Source organism: Pseudomonas sp. AC016, from assembly GCF_979253365.1.
This window is the reverse complement of the sequence record NZ_CEEDCC010000001.1, coordinates 5,529,862-5,546,509: the sequence shown is the minus strand read 5'-3', so window position 1 is coordinate 5,546,509 and position 16,648 is coordinate 5,529,862. Positions and strand designations below refer to the sequence as shown.

Below are 16,648 nucleotides of genomic sequence, written 5' to 3'. Positions count from 1 at the left end.
GTTTGAAGGTCTGCAAAAACGCTTTTGATCAGTACTGACGGGCCTTGGCCAGTTGCTGGTTGAGCTTTTCGTACACTTGGGCCGTGGTGCCGGTGGTCGAAACCTCGGCCACTCCGACCCGCCACCACGACAGGTATTTGTGAATCATGGTCTTGGGCAGGACCTTGATATCGATCAGGGTCGAGACGGTCTGACGCTGCGCATCCGCCAGCGCTTCGTACAACTGTTCGGCGGTACTGACCTTGTAGGTCTTGCAGCCATACGCCGCCGCGCTCATGGCGAAATCCACCGGCACGAAATCGCCGTCGAGCTGGCCGGTCTCTTCGTTGCGGAAGCGGAACTCGGTGCCGAAGCTGTTCATGCCGTGCTCCATCTGCAGGTTGTTGATGCAGCCGAACGTCATGTTGTCGAGCAGCACGATGTTGATCTTGCGCCGCTCCTGAATCGAGGTGGCCAGCTCGGAGTGCAGCATCATGTAGGAGCCGTCCCCCACCAGCGCGAACACCTCCCGCTGCGGCTGAGCGAGCTTCACACCCAGCGCGGCGTTGACCTCGTAACCCATGCAGGAGTAACCGTATTCGACGTGATAGGTATCGACGCCGGTGCTGCGCCAGGCACGCTGCAAGTCACCGGGCAGGCTGCCCGCCGCGGCGACGATCACCGCATCGGCTGGCAGGTTCTGATTGAGAATGCCCAGCACGCGGCTCTGGGTCAGGCACGATCCGGTCAGCTCGATGAAATCGCGCAGCACGGCCGGATCCATGTGGTCGTTGATTTCCGGGACGAAATCCTCAGGCTGATATTCCACGGCATACACGCGGTCGACTTCGGCATCCAGTTCGGCCCTGGCCGCTCGTGGTGCGTCGCCCCAGGCAGCCCGATAATCGCGGCTTTCCAGTTGTCCGGTCAGCGCCTGCAAGGCCACCTGCGCATCAGCCAGCACTTGCACACCGTCCAGCTTCTGCACATCGAAGGCGCCGACGTTGAGGTTGAGGAACTGCACGTCCGGGTTCTGGAACAGCCATTTGGACGCGGTGGTGAAATCGCTGTAGCGGGTGCCGACGCCGATGATCAGGTCAGCTTCCTTTGCCAGCCGATTGGCCGCGATGGTGCCGGTTTCGCCGATGCCGCCCATGTTCAACGGGTGCGCCGAGACGATGGCGCTCTTGCCCGCCTGGGTTTCAGCGAAGGGAATACCGAAGCGTTCGGCAAAAGCCTGCAGGGCCTGCGCAGCCCCGGAATAGCGCACGCCCCCGCCGCATATAAGCAGCGGCTTGCGCTTGCCGACGAGCAACGCCAGCGCGTCGCCGAGCATTGCCTGGCTCGGCGGTCGACGGTCGATGCGGTGCACGCGTTTCTGCAGGAAGCTGTCAGGGTAATCCCAGGCTTCGGCCTGTACATCCTGTGGCAGTGAAAGCGTCACGGCGCCGGTGTCTGCCGGATCGGTCAGTACGCGCATGGCATTGAGCGCTGCGCTCATCAGCTGCTCGGGACGGTTGATGCGGTCCCAGTATTTGCTCACGGCCTTGAACGCGTCGTTGGTGCTGATGCTCAGGTCATGAAATTGCTCGATCTGTTGCAGCACCGGGTCCGGCTGGCGGCTGGCGTACACATCACCGGGCAGCAGCAGCAACGGAATACGGTTGGCCGAAGCCGTGGCCGCTGCCGTAATCATGTTCGCCGCACCCGGCCCGACCGACGAGGTACAGGCGTAGATCTTGCGACGCAGGTTTTGCTTGGCAAAGCCGATCGCCGCGTGGCACATGCCCTGCTCATTGCGGCCCTGATGGACGACCAACTCGCCGCTGTCCTGTTCCAGTGCCTGGCCCAGGCCAAGCACATTGCCGTGACCAAATATGGTGAACACGCCAGCGACGAATTTGCTCTGCACGCCATCGATTTCGACGTACTGGTTATCAAGAAACTTCACCAGAGCCTGAGCCATGGTCAGTCGGGTAGTACTCATGCTCGCACCTTGTTGTTGTTTGAGGTGGAAGGTGTTTTCAGCCCGCCGCTACAGCGCGAGACAGGTGGCCCATGCTTGCCGACATTGCCTGAGAGATGTCGTCCAGCGCATGCACGCTCTCGGCAAACGGCTCGAAGGACAGGTAGCCGGTGTAGCCGCCGCCCAGCAGGCGTTCGATCTGTGAGGCATTGCCAAGAATATCCGCCTCGCCCACCAGCACCCGATGCCCGTCGCGAATGCTGTTGAGCGGCGCATCTGCATCTTCGACGCCAGAGATGTGCACCAGTCCGGTCAGCTCCGGAAACAGCTCGACCTCACCCGCAAGATGGTGGTGAAAGGTGTCATGGACCAGACGAAACACATCCAGCCCGCCCACCTGTTTGATTGCATCGACCGCCTGACGCTTGAGGCGCAACGAACACTCCTCGAACCCCAGCGGCTCGACGAAGCCCAGAAGACAATGCTCGCGCAGGATCGGCGCCAGCGCCGTCAATGCGGTGCGCAGGGCCGAGGCACGTTGTGCGGCACTGCGCGGGTCGGCACGGTCGTTGAATGGACACAGCACCAGCCCCTCGGCACCACAGTCACGGGCGTACTGCGCGAGCTTCGTCACCTGGGCATGGCGCTCATCGTTCCAGACGTCGAACGGATACAGCGCATTGATCGACAGGACGCGCACACCTTTTGCGGCGCACTGCTCACGCACCACCTGTGGCGGCGTGCCGTCCTCGATCTCGATGCCCTTCAGGTCGTTGCGAATTTCGATGGCATCGGCCCCGAGGCTGACCGCCATATCAAGAAAATCAACCAGTGACAGACGCGGTGCGACCATTCGGTTGAGGGCAAAACGCAGGGGTTGGCTCATTGTTTTTGTTCTCCACTTCCCGTTGAAGAAAACTACTTGGCGGTCGGCATGCTGAATTCAGGGCCCTTGGCGATACTGTCCGGCCAGCGCTGCATGACACTTTTGTAGCGGCTGTAGAAGCGCAGGCCTTCTTCGCCGTAGGCATGGTGATCGCCGAACAGCGAGCGCTTCCAGCCACCGAACGAATGCCAGGCCATCGGCACCGGAATCGGCACGTTGATACCGACCATGCCGACCTTGATGGAACGCGCGAACGCACGCGCCACACCGCCGTCGCTGGTGAAGCACGAGACGCCGTTGCCGAATTCATGAGCGTTGATCAGCTCGACCGCACTGGCGAAATCAGGTGCATGCACGATGCCCAGCACCGGTCCGAAAATTTCTTCCTTGTAGATCTGCATGTCGGGCGTGACGTTATCGAACAACGTCGCCCCGACGAAGAAGCCCTGCTCGGCACCCGGCACCTTGAAGTTGCGCCCGTCGACGATCAGTTTCGCGCCCTCCTTGACGCCTTGGTCGATGTAGCCTTCGACCTTGGCCTTGTGCACGGCAGTGACCAGCGGCCCCATGTCCGAATCGGCGTTCATGCCGTTGCCGACCTTGAGCTGGTCGATGCGCGGCAGCAGTTTGTCGATCAACGCCTGACCCACCTCACCCACGACAACCGCGATGGAGATCGCCATGCAGCGTTCGCCAGCGGAGCCGAAGGCAGCGCCAATCAAGGCATCGGCGGCCTGATCCAGATCGGCATCGGGCATCACGATCATGTGGTTCTTCGCACCGCCCAGCGCCTGGACGCGCTTGCCGTGCGCCGTGCCCTGCTGATGGATGTACTCGGCAATTGGTGTCGAACCGACGAAGGACACCGCTTCGATATCAGGGTGCTGCAACAGCGCATCGACCGCGACCTTGTCGCCCTGCACCACGTTGAACACGCCATCGGGCAGACCGGCTTCCTTCAGCAGGCGCGCCATCAACAGGCTGGCCGAAGGATCACGCTCGGACGGTTTGAGAATGAAACAGTTGCCGGTGACGAGCGCCATGGGAATCATCCACAGCGGCACCATGACCGGGAAGTTGAACGGCGTGACACCGGCGCAGACGCCCAGTGGCTGGCGCAGGTTCCAGTTGTCGATGCCGCCACCGATGTTGTCGCTGAAATCGCTCTTGAGCAGGCTGGGAGCACCGCAGGCAAATTCGACGATCTCGATACCGCGCACCACTTCGCCACGCGCATCGGACAGTACCTTGCCGTGCTCACGGCAGATGATCTGCGCCAGCTCGTCATGATGACGGTCCAGCAATTCCTTGAACTTGAACATCACGCGGGCGCGGCGCAGTGAAGACTGATCGGCCCAGGCCGGGAAAGCCGCTTTCGCTGACGCAACCGCTTCATCGACGGTCTTGAGGCTGGCCAGCGCCACGCGTGCCTGAACATTGCCGAGCGCCGGATTGAATACGTCGCTGTAGCGTTCGCCATCGCCGTTGTGCACCTGCCCGTTGATGTAGTGGCCGATCACCGGTGAATCGCTCATCTGACTGACTCCATATAAAGAGAGAATTAAAGTTCCAGCAGCCAACTGTGCTGCGGATCGTTATGGAACTGCCACGCGCGGGTCGGACCGGCCATCACGTTGAGGTAATAGGATTCGTAGCCATAAGGCACGGTGACCGGGTGATAGCCCTTGGGCACGACCACCAGATCGCTGTTTTCCACGGCCATGGCCTGATCGATGCTGCGGTCGTCGGTGTAGACGCGCTGGAACACGAACCCCTGAGGCGGATTGACCTGGTGGTAATAGGTTTCCTCGAGAAAGCTCTCGTGAGGCAGGTTGTCCAGGTCATGCTTGTGGGGCGGGTAGCTGGAGGAATGGCCGGACGGCGTGCGCACTTCGACAACCAGCAGCGAATGAGCGACTTCGGTGTCCGGCAGGATGTCGCACACGTAACGGGTGTTGGCGTTCTTGCCGCGCACGCTGCGCTTCATGCTATCGGGTGTGATCAGCCGCGCTGGGGCGCGCTTCGTGCGGTCGCCGGGCGCTTTGCAAACCGCCAGATGGGCCGGCCCCAGCGCAGTGAATTGTGCCTGGCTGTCAGGCGGCAGGTAGACCGCAAACGGCGATTTCTCTTCGAACACCGAGTGTCGGTCACCGATGTTTTCCCAACTGAACGCACCCTGCCCCGGCGCTTCGCCGCTGACACTGGCATGTCCGGTGAGCAGCACCACACACAATTCATGATCACCGGCATTCAGCGGTAGACGGTCCCCGGCCTCGAGCCGGTAGGCGGAGAAGCCCACGTACTCGAGTGCGCCCTCAGGTAGCGCAACGATGTCTCGACCCTGAGCTTCGCTTTTGATCAACAGATTCATTGTCCAGTCCTCCTTATCGAGCATCGGCCAGCAATTGGCGCAGCGTGTCATAGCCTTTTTTGGCATAGACGTAGCTGGGCGCGACGGCTGGATCCTGTTCGGCCTCGACTACCAGCCAGCCTTTGTAATCGGCTTGCAACAGCACCTTGAGCAACGCCGAAAAATCAATATCACCATCACCCGGAACCGTGAACGTGCCGTTGATGATGCAGTCCGGAAAACTCCAGAGATTATTGCGCGCCAACTGCACGACCGGCTTGCGAACGTCCTTGAAATGCACATGGCAGACGCGGTCGATATGGCGGCTCAGCACGTCGAGCGGCTCGCCACCGCCCATGTAGCAGTGACCCGAATCGAACAGCAGTCCCACTTCGCTGCCGGTCAACGCCATCAGGCGATCGATGTCCTGGGGGGACTCAACGTAGGCGCCCATGTGATGGTGGTACGCCAACCGCACACCTTGCGACAGCGTGAACCGGGCCAGCTCGGTGAGCTTGTCGGCGTAGTCACGCCACGCTTCATCGGTGTGAAAGCGCGGTCGTTCGACCAGAGGAATACGCTGCCCCTGAATCGAGTCGGCCACCTCGCCATAGACCAGCACCGAGGCGCCGTTTTCGGCAAGCAGTTGTACGTGAGAGGCAATGGCTTCGATTTCTTCGGCCACCGAGCGACGGGCCAGACGACTGGAGTACCAGCCGGACACCAGCGCCAGGTCGTAGGGCCGCAAGACATCGCCGACGCCCTTGGCGTCCCTGGGAAATTTGCCGTTGAGCTCGAAGCCTTCGTAGCCGATGGCCTTGCCTTCACTCAGCGCAGTACTGAGCGGCGTTTCGCCACCCAGCGCTGGCAGGTCATCGTTGCTCCAGGAAATCGGGTTGATGCCGATGCGGATATTGGATACGGAAGCGGGCATGGCTGGACCTTTTTGTTGTTATCACGGCGTCAATGACGTTTGAATTCAGGCGCGGCTTTCGCGCCAGGATTCAATCAACCAGTTGAACGTGCTCTGTACCCTGGCCACCAGGGTCGCGTCATCGATCTCTCCGGCCATCCAGGCCCGGCTCGGTTCGCGAAAGATCGTCCGGCCGACGGCAAAACCCTGGCAGGTGCGGCTGTTGCGTGCAGCGGCAAATCCCTCCGCCAGACTTTCGACCGGCGCATTCAAGCCCAACAGCACCACACCACGGCAGTACGGATCACGCTCTTCGATCAAGGCATCCAGCTGCTGCCAGACTTCGGCAGTCTGTGCTTCGATCTTCCACCAAGCAGGATAGATGCCCAGGTTGTAGAGGCGCTTGAAGGCCCGCAGCATTACGTCGGGATAGGTCGAGGGGTGATCTTTCGGCGGGATGATTTCCAGCAGCAGCTCGTGCCCGCTGACCTTGGAAGCCTCGTACAGCGCCTTGATCTGCGCTTCCTGTTCCAGGCGCAGCATCGGTTCGTCATCGGGGTGGTATTGCACCAGGCACTTGATGATCTGCTCTTGCGGCCAGTTGATCAGGTTGCTCCCAATCGAGCGGCCATGTTCGAACGCCAACGGCCTGGAGCCCTGAATTTCGACCGGACGCGCCACCCACCAGCCACGACCGGTGGCGGCATTGAGCGCATCCTGACCGAAACGCTGGTCGGCCAGCAGTCCCACATCAGCCTCGACACCGCGGTTGCGCAGATCGTGTTCGACCCGCTCCACCGCCTGCACGAACAGTTGCTTGATCCTGCCGATACTGCTCAGGTCGCGGCCCGCCTGTTGCGCCAGTTCGACCAGTTGCCCGCGGTGATCGAACGCAAAAATGAATAATTGCTTCCACTGTTTGCGTGGGATGCTGACCTGATGCAGCCGCTGCAGGCCGATATCCTGGTCCGGCCGGGTAATCGGTTCCGGACTGTTGAACAGGTAATCCAGCTCGGCAGGCGTGGGCATGGCCGGGGCGCAGGCGTGACGGGACACTACCAGCCCGCCACAGGCGTTGGCCAACTGACAGCAGCGTTCGTCACTGGCGTCCTTGAGCCAGCCGCTGAGGAAACCGGACATGAAGGCGTCGCCCGCCCCCAGCACGTTAAGCACTTCGACCCTGACGCCGGGATAGATCGCACCGTCTTCCAGACGCGCCGGAATCGCACCATGAATCACCGTGCAGCCTTGCGGACCGAGCTTGACCACCAGCGTGGCAGCCGTGTGCTCGCGCACCGTGCGCAGGGCGCTCAGCAAATCAGTCGCACCGCCGGCAATCAGGAATTCTTCTTCTGTGCCGACGATCAGATCGAAACGCGGCAGGATGCGCTGCACATGCTGGCTGACGTTCTGATCGGCAACAAAACGCGTCTCCCCGTCGGCCTTGCCGGCCAACCCCCACAGCACGGGGCGGTAATCGATATCCAGCACCCGATGGACCTGATGCTTTTCGGCATAGTCGAGGGCCTGGATACTGGCCTTAAAGACCTGATCGGTAGAGAAATGCGTGCCGGTGATCAGCAGCGCCTTGCTGGAGGCGATCTGCCCCTCGTCGATGTCTTCGGCGCGCAGGGCCATGTCGGCGCAATTTTCGCGGTAGAACACCAAGGGAAATGTTTCGCGATCTTTCAAGCCGAGCAGCACCATCGCGGTCAGCCGCTCGGGGTCGCGCTTGATAGCACTGACATCGCAGCCTTCGCGAGCCAGGGATTCAACCAGAAAGCGCCCCATATGGTCATCGCCGACCCGACTGAGCATGGCTGATTTCAACCCCAGCCGCGCGGTGCCGAACGCGATGTTCGCCGACGAGCCGCCCAGGTATTTGGCGAAGCTTGAAACGTCTTCGAGGCGGGCACCCACCTGCTGCGCATAAAGATCGACGCCCAGGCGTCCAAGACAAATTAGATCCAACTGACGCCCGGTAGCAAAGCGTGTCTGGCCCATGGTGGCTCCTGTTATTTTTATCAGCCTGCAAGGCGCGTATCAGGTACACGCCGTGCCTTGTGAATGCAGCCTAAAACGTCCTGACGGATCAATCAATATTTATTCTATAATTTTTTTTTGTGGAATATTTTTTCCATAACCCGTCGCAAGTGCTGGCACAATGGGCAGGCAGGTGCGATATAGTTCCAATCCTGCCAAAAGCAGCCTTTATTGTCGGGGCTTCGCTACACGCCAATGCCTCGGAAAAACGTAAGAAGGATTGACTATGAACAGCACCGACCAGCCGTCTCTGCCAGAGGCTAGCGTCGACCTGCCACCGACCAGCGCCGAAGGCCTGTTGCGGCTGATCACCGACGAGTACGATGCCCTGCCCCGTCAGCTCAAACGCATTGCCAGCTACATGAGCCAGCAGAGTGACCGGATCATGGTTGACCGGATCAGCGATATTGCGCGGGAATGCGAGGTCCACCCGTCAGCCATCGTGCGCTTCTCGCAGCGCTTCGGGTTCAGCGGTTTCAGTGAGATGCAGGCGTTGTTTCGCGAAGCCTACACGCACAAGACCACGCCGGTGCAGAACTACCAGCAGCGTATTCGCAGCATGATTGCCAACAAATCGCACAAGGCCAGCGGCGGCGACCTTGCCCGCGAGTGCGTGAACGCGACCCTGTCCGGGCTGGAACGCCTGGGTGCGGAACTCGATGATGAGGAATTCGAAAAGGCGGTGGATCTGGTCGTCAATGCCGACAATATCTACGTCGTGGGTGTACGCCGTTCCTTCGCGGTCGCCGACTATCTGGTCTACAACCTGCAGCACACCAACAAACGCATCCACCTGATCTCGGGACTGGGGGGCAGCTACCGTGAGCAAATGCGCAGCGTACGGGCCAACGATCTGGTGATCGCCATCAGCTTCACGCCGTATGGCAAGGAAACCCAGCATTGCCTGCGCATCGCCCAGCACCATCAGGCCAAGACGCTGATCATCACCGACAGCAATCTCTCGCCTCTGGCCAAACGGGCCAACTCGGTGCTGCTGGTCAACGAGGGCAGTTCGTTCGCCTTTCGCTCACTCAGCGCCACCCTGTGCCTGTGTCAGGCACTGTTCATCGCAGTGGCGTATCGACTTGAGTTGAAAGTGGACGAGATACACGAGCAGGTGGGATTCGATGACTGACGAGGCGCGCGACACGGGGAAGTAAAGCCCGTCAACACGGCCTTTTATCTCCCCCGCCAGGTTCAGGATTTGGCTTCCTCTCCCATACGCTGCTGATTTCTTTCGCCCATTTTCTTCGCACGCTTTTCCAGCACCAGGTACACCACCACGGCCAGCAACAACGGCAACAGAAAGTAGATCGCACGGTATCCGATCAGCGCAGCCAGCAGGCTGCCCTTGGAGAACTCGTGTGAAAGCAGTGTGATGAATACCGTTTCCAGCACACCAAGCCCGGCCGGAATGTGGGTGATCACGCCTGCGATACTGCTGATCAGCAGTACGCCCAGAATCGCCGGATAGAAGGCTTTCTCCGGCAACAGGATGAAGATCACCGCAGCCATCAATGACCAGTTCAAGGCACCGAGACTGGCTTGCATCAGGGCCTGCTTCATCGAAGGCAGGTTGAATTCCTGATCACGAATCTTCCACGAGCGACGTTTGGAGAAACGGCACGCCGCCAGGTACGCAAAGCACACCGCCAGCAGACCGAAACCGATCAACTGAAGCGTGTCAGTGCCGATCGACCATTCCTTGGGCAACGACAGAAAGCGCATGGAAAACACGAAACCCGCCAGCAGCATGTAGCCCAGCCAGTTGGTGATCAGGCTCAGGCTCAGAATGCGCGTGATGGTCGCCACGTCCAGCCCAAGCCTCGAATACAGTCGATACCGCAAGGCAATCCCGCCCACCCAGGAACTCAGGTTGAGGTTGAAGGCGTAACAGACAAATGTCACCGGGACGATCTGCTTGATCGACAGCTTGTGGCGCGTGTAATAACGCGCCAGAACATCGAAGCCGCAATAGGTCAGGTAGCTGAGCAGCGCCACGAAGGCCGCCATCAACAGCGTGCTGAGCTTGTAGGATTGCAGCGCCTGCTTGACCTCCTGCCAGTCCAGGTTCTTGACCAGCAGGAACAGCAGTACCGGCACGGCGATGAAGAAAAACAGATTGAATGCCCGTTTCGCCCACTTCCACTTGTCACTTTTCTTGTCACCCTTTGCTCCCTGCGAGGATGCGCTGGCTGCCTGCGTCATGATGTCTTCTCCTGATCCAGCTCGTGGTGCGCCTGTTGCTGCTCAATCACCTTGGCCTCCGGCACCACATCTTTCGCCCGCAACGGTTTCAGGCGCATGCCATGGACCGGGAACAGACCGGCGATTGCCGGAAACCTGCGCAGGAAAAAGAAGCTCAACACAATCATCGGAGCGCGCCACCACTGGCCACGCGCTGCGCCCTTCAGACTCATCTGGGTGCTGTGCGCTGCGGCAAGTTCCATCAGATGCGTCTGCAGCCGATCATTGAGCGACTGATCGCGGATGAACAGGTTGGCTTCCAGGTTCAGCGCCAGACTCAACGGATCGAGGTTGCTGGAACCGACGGTGGACCAGTCCTGGTCGATCAGCGCGACCTTGCCGTGCAACGCACGCTGTTTGTACTCATGAATGATCACGCCGTCGCGCAGCAGATAGGTATAGGTCAGACGCGAGCAGACCCGCACGAAGGGCATGTCCGGCTTGCCCTGCAGAATCAGCGTGACCTTGACGCCGCGCCGCGACGCGTTGCGCAGCTCGCGCAGGAAGCGGTAGCTGGGGAAGAAATAGGCGTTGGCCAGCGTGATACGCTGCTTCGCCTCGCGAATGGCCTCAAGGTAGCGCTCTTCGATGTCCGTCGTGTGCTCGGCATTGTCGCGCTCGGCCAGCAGCATACGGGCGTTGCCAGCCGGCTCCAGCTTGAGCGGGATCGGCGTCAGCCTGGCGCGTACCGCATCGCTGAGCATGTTCACAGCGCTGCGATGAATGTCCTGAATGATCGGCCCGCGTACCAGCACGGCATAATCCTGCTTGGCCGTCAGACCGGTGTCGGTCATGTGATCGACGCTGTAATTGATGCCGCCGATAAAACCGATTTCACCGTCGATCACCACCACCTTGCGATGCAAGCGGCGAAACAGGTTGGTGCGCATGCCCATGAACCGCGGGCGTGGGTCGAACAGCTGAATCTGGACGCCCGCATCGATCATCGCTCTGACGAACGCGGAGCTGAGGTCGGACGTGCCGTAGTCATCGACGGTGATTACAACCTTCGCGCCATTTCTGGCTGCTTCGATCACGGCCTCCTGCAGGCCGACGCCGATCCGGTCCTCGAAAATGATGAAGGTCTCGATCAGCACTTCAGTGCGAGCGGCACGAATGCATTCGAACACCCGGGTAAAGAAATCCTCACCGTTTATCAGCAACTCCACCGAGTTGCCGTCGCGCCACTGTTCTTTGCTGCGGCCAGCCGTGTTGCTCATAAGGTCACCTCCACCGCCAGCGGTGCATGATCGGAAAGATGAGACCAGGGTCGATTGGAAAGCACCTTGGGCCTGTGGGTCGTGGCGTTGCGTACGTAGATCCGGTCCAGCCTCAACAGTGGCCAGCGCGCCGGAAAGCTCTTGGCCGGTGCACCGAAGCGCTCAACGAAGGCTTCATGCAACCCGGTTCCCTGCAACAGGGCGTCGGCACGCTGACGCCAGTCGTTGAAATCTCCGGCAACGATCACCGGCTCTCCATCGGGCAGACGGCCCATCAGCTCGGCAAGCAAACCGAGCTGCTTGCGCCGATGGCTTTCGAACAGGCCGAGGTGCACACAGACCGCGTGCACATGACCATGATTCGGCACATCGAGAATGCAATGCAGCAGTCCGCGCTGCTCCGTACCGTCAATGGAGATGTCGAGATTCTCGTGGCTCACGATCGGGTATTTGGAGAGCAGCGCATTGCCGTGGTCGCCGTCCGGGTAAACCGCGTTACGCCCGTAGGCGAAGTCACTCCACATGCTGTCAGCCAGAAACTCGTACTGCGAAATGGTCGGCCAGTCCTTCACGTTCCGGGCATGACTCTGATGCTCGCCGTGCACTTCCTGTAGAAACACCACATCAGCCGACACGCTGCGCACCGCTTCACGCAATTCGGGAAGAATGAACCGACGATTGAAAATGCCGAAGCCCATGTGCATGTTCATGGTCAGTACATTCAGGGAAATGCTGGCCGATACCGGCGTAGCCTGGCCGACGGGCGTATTGGCACTGGTCAAGACTGACTCCTGGATAGATATTCAACGTATATGAAGCCACCCGTTGGCACAGGTTCCATTGCTGAACGGCAATGCCATTCCTTTGCCATATCCGCCCACTCGTCGAGCCTGGAGGAACTTTGGTCATCCGGCCCATTCGGATTTTTTCAACAGCAGTGGGGAAATCCGTATCGAGGAACCGCACGATGTCCAGGTCATGGATCAAGTCGTGGAAAGGAAGTTGCGTCATTCTGGCAGCGTGTCTGCTTTACACAGGTATCGCTCGGGGAGAGGCCTGTGACGTCACGACAACCTCCTCCAGCCCGCAGGTCCCTGTCGTTCAGGGCCATACCTGCTATGAGTTTCAACGCATGCCGCCCGGCAGTATCGACTGGTCGTGCAGTAATGAAGACAGGGGCTCAAGACCCCGGCAGAAACGGAAGGTCTCGGCGTGCCCTGAAAAACCGATAGCGTCCTGTAGCGCGACACTTACGCAGGAAGCACTGGCCAACGAGCAGTCGACCAGCAAGGAACCGGGAAAGGCCACACTGGATATTCCGAACGACGCAAAAGTGATCACCTGGTACTACGATCTTCCGGAGCAGGCTCAGGCCCGAATCGACTGCGAACAGGCCGGGGGGACATTCAGTTACCCGTTGAAATAGCGGGGAGGCACAAGGCTTGCTTATGAAGATCCATCGGAAGGACTCGCGTCAGGAAACCAGCATCCTGACAGCGCATGGGCACAGGCACCTGCGCTGCCGATGAACGCATTGCCGCTGACAGACTCTTACGCTGTGTGCCAAATCCGAGGCACACTGCCGAAAAATGCGACAAGGAATTCAGAACGTGCATGCAACGACCTCCCAACGCTACACCTTTAAAGCCCGCTGGCTGCACTGGGTCATGGCCGCGCTGATCGTGCTGGCCTATACGCTGATTCTCAGCCGCAGTCAGTTCGGCAAGGGTTCGGAATATCGCCTGCTGGTCGTGCAGAGCCATTTCTGGGTCGGTCTTCTGATCCTGACGCTGGCATTTTTCCGCGTTGCCGAGCGACGTCGTCATCGGCCACCAGGTATCACCCCGCCACTTGAAGGCGCGTTACGTGTGGCCGCAACGGTCTCGCATTACGCGCTGTATGCATTTCTTTTCATTCAGCCCGTGCTGGGCCTGCTGACGGTGATGGTGGAAAAAGGCGCCCTGCCCGTCCCGCTCACTGACCTGCAGATACCCTGGCCATTCGCGACTTCGGATCGTACGGCGGAATATTTCGAGGACCTGCACAAACTGCTGGGTTCGATTTTCTACTACGTGATCGCACTGCATGTGGTGGCAGCGATCTGGCACCACCTGGTGCGCAAGGACAATACCCTCAAGCGCATGGTCTGACGGCACGTCAGGGCTTTCGCCGAAAGCCCTGATACTGCGCAGACCAAATGTGGGCCTACTGCGCCGACAGCACCCGCGCCAGCGTTGCCTTGACCTTACCCATCCCGTCACGCAAGGCCTGCTCGATTTCAGCCATGGTGATGACAGCGGTCGACTTGCCTGCCGCCGGATTGACCACCAGCGCAAGACACGCGTAATCCAGCTCCAGCTCGCGGGCCAGCGCCGCTTCCGGCATACCGGTCATCCCGACGATGTCGCAGCCGTCACGCTCCAGCCGAATGATCTCGGCCACGGTTTCCAGACGAGGACCCTGAGTGCAAGCGTATACCCCACGATCACTGAACTCGCAGCCTTCGGCCGCAAGCGCTGCAACCAGCCGGACGCGCAGCGCTTCGCTGTAGGGATAGCTGAAGTCGATGTGGGTAACCTGTTCCAGGTCGTCGGCGAAGAAGGTGTGCTGACGGCCACTGGTGTAATCGATCAGGTCATGGGGCACGCAAAAGTGCCCGGTGCCCATCGCAGGATGAATGCCACCCACTGCGTTCACGGCCAGAATCGCTTCGGCGCCGGCCTGCTTCAAGGCCCAGATATTGGCGCGGTAGTTGACCTGATGCGGCGGCAGGCGGTGCGGATGGCCATGACGCGCAAGAAACATCACTTCACGCCCGGCGTACTCGCCCATCTGGATTTCGCCGGACGGCGCGCCGTAAGGCGTGTTCATGGGCAGAGACTGACGAATGTTCAGCCCTTCGAGCTGGGTCAGGCCGGTGCCACCGATAATCGCGTAAACAGTCATTGCTAATCCTTAGTCGATCAATTGGGCGCTGCGCAGTGCAGCAAGCGCGGCAAGCCAGCGTGGATCCTGTCGGTACTCGGTGCTGGCAACGGCATTGCCACGCATGCGGGCGATACGCGCCGAAGGCTTCACCTTCATGCGCTGCGCCGCGCTGAGCGCCAGCTCTGCGGCCGCACGGTCATTGCACACCAGCCCCATGTCGCAGCCCGCGGTCAACGCGGCTTCGATACGGCTTGCCGCATCGCCGACCACGTGCGCGCCCGCCATCGACAGGTCATCACTGAAGATAACCCCGTCAAATTTCAGTTCGTCGCGCAGAATGTCCTGCAGCCAGCGGCGCGAAAAACCGGCCGGCTGCGAGTCGACTTTCGGGTAGATAACATGCGCCGGCATGACCGCCGCCAGTTGATGACTCAGACGTGCGAACGGCACCAGATCATTGGCGCGTATCTGCTCCAGGCTGCGCTCATCGGTGGGGATCGCAACGTGAGAATCGGCCTCCGCCCAGCCATGACCAGGGAAATGCTTGCCGGTGGCCGCCATGCCCGCTGCGTTCATGCCGCGAATGAATGCGCCTGCCAGAAGGGCCGCGCGCTCGGGATCGCCCTCGAAGGACCGCGTGCCGACGACTGCGCTGCGCTGATAATCCAGATCCAGCACCGGGGCGAAACTCAGGTCCAGCCCTACTGCCAGCACCTCGGTCGCCATCAGCCAGCCGCAATGCTCCGCCAGAAGCTCGGCATCGCGCTTTTCAGCGATGGCGCGCATCGCCGGAAGGCGCACAAACCCCTGACGAAGACGCTGGACGCGCCCGCCCTCCTGATCCACTGCAAGCAACAGGTCGGGCCGAATGGCGCGAATCGCGGCACTCAGTTCACGCACCTGACGGGGATGCTCGATATTTCGAGCGAAGATGATGAGACCGCCCACTTCGGGCTGACGCAGAAACTGACGGTCTTCGCTGGTCAGCCAGGTACCGGCGACATCGACCATCAGGGAGCCTTGCAGGCCAGAACTCATAGAAAAACCCTTACACACCAGTGCCCGATTACAATGCGGGCATGGTGCTTGATCCTGAAGCCCTGTGCAATGCGAAGGACCTCAGCGATGCTCAGGCCTTGGCGGCGACAGGTGCAGGCGTGCTGCTGCTCTTGATACGCGGCTTGAGCTGAGCGGCGATCATGGCGGAATCGGTCACCCCTGTGTCCGCACGCATGCCGGCAGCCAGGAAAGGCACCATCAGGCGCATGACCTGCTCGATCGAGGTATTGACGCCGAAATCGGTTTCGGCAATGGCACGCAGGGCCTTGATGCCGGACATGCTGAACGCCGCAGCACCCAGCATGAAGTGCACGCGCCAGAACAGCTCGATGGGCGGGATACGCGGTGCGGCTTCGTTGACCAGCGTCATGTAGCGGCGAAAGACCTTGCCGTACATGTCTTCGAGGTAGCGTCGCAAGTGGCCCTGGCTCTGACTGAATGCCAGCCCCAGCAAACGCATGAAGATGGAAAGGTCATTGCCACTGCGCGGCTGCACGACCAGCGCCTGTTCGACCAGAATCTCGAGCAGTTCTTCAAGCGTGGGCTTGTGCTCGGGCTTCGCCTGACGACGCTCCAGTTCGCGTTCAAGGCTGACGCAGAAAGGCCCCAGAAAACGCGAGAACACCGCCTGGATGAGCGCTTTCTTGGACCCGAAGTGATAATTCACCGCAGCCAGATTGACAGAGGCCTTGCTGGTGATGAGACGCAGCGAGGTTTCAGCGAAACCCTTTTCTGCGAACAACTGCTCCGCAGCATCAAGAATGCGTTCAACGGTTTCCGACTGTGCCATGGCTCTCTGCCTAACAAACGAACGTTTGAAACATACGTATCATACGCCCTGATTGTCAAGCAAACGCGTTCATTTTGTGGCCGGACAGTCACGAATTCATGGATTAAACGATGAAGTGTCCGGCATTCAGGATGGTCGTTGCATCACTCGCGCACGTGACAAGCTGGTGCTTGTCGTAACCGCTCAGCGGTGAAAACGAAATAGTCGATTGCCATTGCGCTTCCACTGTATATAATCCCAGTCACTGTATAAAAAGACAGAGCGCTC

General features: G+C 60.0%; 15 protein-coding genes. 3 read left to right on the top strand and 12 right to left on the bottom strand.

Annotated elements, in window-relative coordinates; all coding sequences use genetic code 11:
• Window positions 1-28 precede the first annotated feature (28 nt).
• Genes iolD through AC0IXS_RS24920 form a run of 6 tightly spaced genes read right to left on the bottom strand, consistent with a single transcriptional unit; the run spans window position 29 to window position 8,098 of the window.
• Window positions 29-1,966 (bottom strand): 3D-(3,5/4)-trihydroxycyclohexane-1,2-dione acylhydrolase (decyclizing), encoded by a 1,938-nt coding sequence (gene iolD, locus AC0IXS_RS24945; RefSeq protein WP_471825955.1) that lies wholly within the window; start codon window positions 1,964-1,966, stop codon window positions 29-31.
• Between the two features lie 37 nt (window positions 1,967-2,003).
• The gene (locus tag AC0IXS_RS24940; protein ID WP_057408513.1) at window positions 2,004-2,831 is read right to left on the bottom strand and encodes a TIM barrel protein; all 828 of its coding nucleotides are present in this window, start codon (window positions 2,829-2,831) and stop codon (window positions 2,004-2,006) included.
• Window positions 2,832-2,863: 32 nt separating this feature from the next.
• Entirely contained in the window at window positions 2,864-4,366 is a 1,503-nt protein-coding gene (locus AC0IXS_RS24935) for a CoA-acylating methylmalonate-semialdehyde dehydrogenase (RefSeq protein WP_122667776.1), read from the bottom strand.
• Window positions 4,367-4,392: 26 nt separating this feature from the next.
• Window positions 4,393-5,202 (bottom strand): 5-deoxy-glucuronate isomerase, encoded by an 810-nt coding sequence (gene iolB, locus AC0IXS_RS24930; protein WP_025993035.1) that lies wholly within the window; start codon window positions 5,200-5,202, stop codon window positions 4,393-4,395.
• Window positions 5,203-5,215: 13 nt separating this feature from the next.
• Complete coding sequence (gene iolE, locus AC0IXS_RS24925; RefSeq protein ID WP_043304454.1) at window positions 5,216-6,115, bottom strand: myo-inosose-2 dehydratase; 900 nt, start codon at window positions 6,113-6,115, stop codon at window positions 5,216-5,218.
• Window positions 6,116-6,160: 45 nt separating this feature from the next.
• Window positions 6,161-8,098, bottom strand: a complete 1,938-nt coding sequence (locus AC0IXS_RS24920; RefSeq protein WP_057408516.1) for a bifunctional 5-dehydro-2-deoxygluconokinase/5-dehydro-2-deoxyphosphogluconate aldolase — start codon at window positions 8,096-8,098, stop codon at window positions 6,161-6,163.
• Between the two features lie 265 nt (window positions 8,099-8,363).
• Between AC0IXS_RS24920 and AC0IXS_RS24915 the strand changes: the two genes are divergently transcribed.
• A complete protein-coding gene (locus AC0IXS_RS24915; RefSeq protein ID WP_004883792.1) occupies window positions 8,364-9,272 on the top strand; it encodes a MurR/RpiR family transcriptional regulator in 909 nt (302 codons plus the stop codon).
• Window positions 9,273-9,334: 62 nt separating this feature from the next.
• On the opposite strand, the gene AC0IXS_RS24910 is transcribed toward AC0IXS_RS24915, so the two are convergent.
• From AC0IXS_RS24910 to AC0IXS_RS24900, 3 genes are read right to left on the bottom strand one after another with little or no spacing between them, the layout of a single operon-like run.
• Window positions 9,335-10,345: a lysylphosphatidylglycerol synthase domain-containing protein gene (locus AC0IXS_RS24910; protein ID WP_004883793.1), complete on the bottom strand. Its 1,011-nt coding sequence runs from the start codon at window positions 10,343-10,345 to the stop codon at window positions 9,335-9,337.
• A complete protein-coding gene (clsB, locus tag AC0IXS_RS24905; protein WP_057408517.1) occupies window positions 10,342-11,604 on the bottom strand; it encodes a cardiolipin synthase ClsB in 1,263 nt (420 codons plus the stop codon). The genes AC0IXS_RS24910 and clsB overlap by 4 nt, the downstream gene beginning before the upstream one ends.
• A complete protein-coding gene (locus AC0IXS_RS24900) occupies window positions 11,601-12,386 on the bottom strand; it encodes an endonuclease/exonuclease/phosphatase family protein (protein WP_004883795.1) in 786 nt (261 codons plus the stop codon). The genes clsB and AC0IXS_RS24900 overlap by 4 nt, the downstream gene beginning before the upstream one ends.
• 185 nt (window positions 12,387-12,571) lie before the next feature.
• On the opposite strand from AC0IXS_RS24900, the gene AC0IXS_RS24895 reads away from it, so the two are divergent.
• Both AC0IXS_RS24895 and AC0IXS_RS24890 read left to right on the top strand, forming a co-directional pair.
• The gene (locus AC0IXS_RS24895; RefSeq protein WP_320470996.1) at window positions 12,572-13,030 is read left to right on the top strand and encodes a hypothetical protein; all 459 of its coding nucleotides are present in this window, start codon (window positions 12,572-12,574) and stop codon (window positions 13,028-13,030) included.
• Window positions 13,031-13,214: 184 nt separating this feature from the next.
• On the top strand, window positions 13,215-13,754 hold the full coding sequence (locus tag AC0IXS_RS24890) for a cytochrome b (RefSeq protein WP_471825951.1): 540 nt from the start codon (window positions 13,215-13,217) through the stop codon (window positions 13,752-13,754).
• A 55-nt stretch (window positions 13,755-13,809) separates the two neighbouring features.
• On the opposite strand, the gene AC0IXS_RS24885 is transcribed toward AC0IXS_RS24890, so the two are convergent.
• The 3 genes from AC0IXS_RS24885 to psrA all read right to left on the bottom strand — a co-directional run bounded on the left by AC0IXS_RS24885 (window position 13,810) and on the right by psrA (window position 16,381).
• Window positions 13,810-14,550: an S-methyl-5'-thioinosine phosphorylase gene (locus AC0IXS_RS24885; protein WP_025993439.1), complete on the bottom strand. Its 741-nt coding sequence runs from the start codon at window positions 14,548-14,550 to the stop codon at window positions 13,810-13,812.
• A gap of 9 nt (window positions 14,551-14,559) precedes the next feature.
• Entirely contained in the window at window positions 14,560-15,570 is a 1,011-nt protein-coding gene (gene nagZ, locus AC0IXS_RS24880; RefSeq protein WP_025993438.1) for a beta-N-acetylhexosaminidase, read from the bottom strand.
• A 91-nt stretch (window positions 15,571-15,661) separates the two neighbouring features.
• On the bottom strand, window positions 15,662-16,381 hold the full coding sequence (psrA, locus tag AC0IXS_RS24875; protein ID WP_057408521.1) for a transcriptional regulator PsrA: 720 nt from the start codon (window positions 16,379-16,381) through the stop codon (window positions 15,662-15,664).
• Window positions 16,382-16,648 lie beyond the last annotated feature (267 nt).

Bases quoted from the DNA above. Each gene is read 5' to 3' on its own strand.
- iolD (WP_471825955.1), bottom strand. From the start codon at position 1,966: ATGAGTACTACCCGACTGACCATGGCTCAGGCTCTGGTGAAGTTTCTT.
- AC0IXS_RS24895 (WP_320470996.1), top strand. From the start codon at position 12,572: ATGTCCAGGTCATGGATCAAGTCGTGGAAAGGAAGTTGCGTCATTCTG.
- iolE (WP_043304454.1), bottom strand. From the start codon at position 6,115: ATGCCCGCTTCCGTATCCAATATCCGCATCGGCATCAACCCGATTTCC.
- nagZ (WP_025993438.1), bottom strand. From the start codon at position 15,570: ATGAGTTCTGGCCTGCAAGGCTCCCTGATGGTCGATGTCGCCGGTACC.
- clsB (WP_057408517.1), bottom strand. From the start codon at position 11,604: ATGAGCAACACGGCTGGCCGCAGCAAAGAACAGTGGCGCGACGGCAAC.
- AC0IXS_RS24885 (WP_025993439.1), bottom strand. From the start codon at position 14,550: ATGACTGTTTACGCGATTATCGGTGGCACCGGCCTGACCCAGCTCGAA.
- iolB (WP_025993035.1), bottom strand. From the start codon at position 5,202: ATGAATCTGTTGATCAAAAGCGAAGCTCAGGGTCGAGACATCGTTGCG.
- AC0IXS_RS24910 (WP_004883793.1), bottom strand. From the start codon at position 10,345: ATGACGCAGGCAGCCAGCGCATCCTCGCAGGGAGCAAAGGGTGACAAG.
- AC0IXS_RS24915 (WP_004883792.1), top strand. From the start codon at position 8,364: ATGAACAGCACCGACCAGCCGTCTCTGCCAGAGGCTAGCGTCGACCTG.
- psrA (WP_057408521.1), bottom strand. From the start codon at position 16,381: ATGGCACAGTCGGAAACCGTTGAACGCATTCTTGATGCTGCGGAGCAG.
- AC0IXS_RS24940 (WP_057408513.1), bottom strand. From the start codon at position 2,831: ATGAGCCAACCCCTGCGTTTTGCCCTCAACCGAATGGTCGCACCGCGT.
- AC0IXS_RS24935 (WP_122667776.1), bottom strand. From the start codon at position 4,366: ATGAGCGATTCACCGGTGATCGGCCACTACATCAACGGGCAGGTGCAC.
- AC0IXS_RS24920 (WP_057408516.1), bottom strand. From the start codon at position 8,098: ATGGGCCAGACACGCTTTGCTACCGGGCGTCAGTTGGATCTAATTTGT.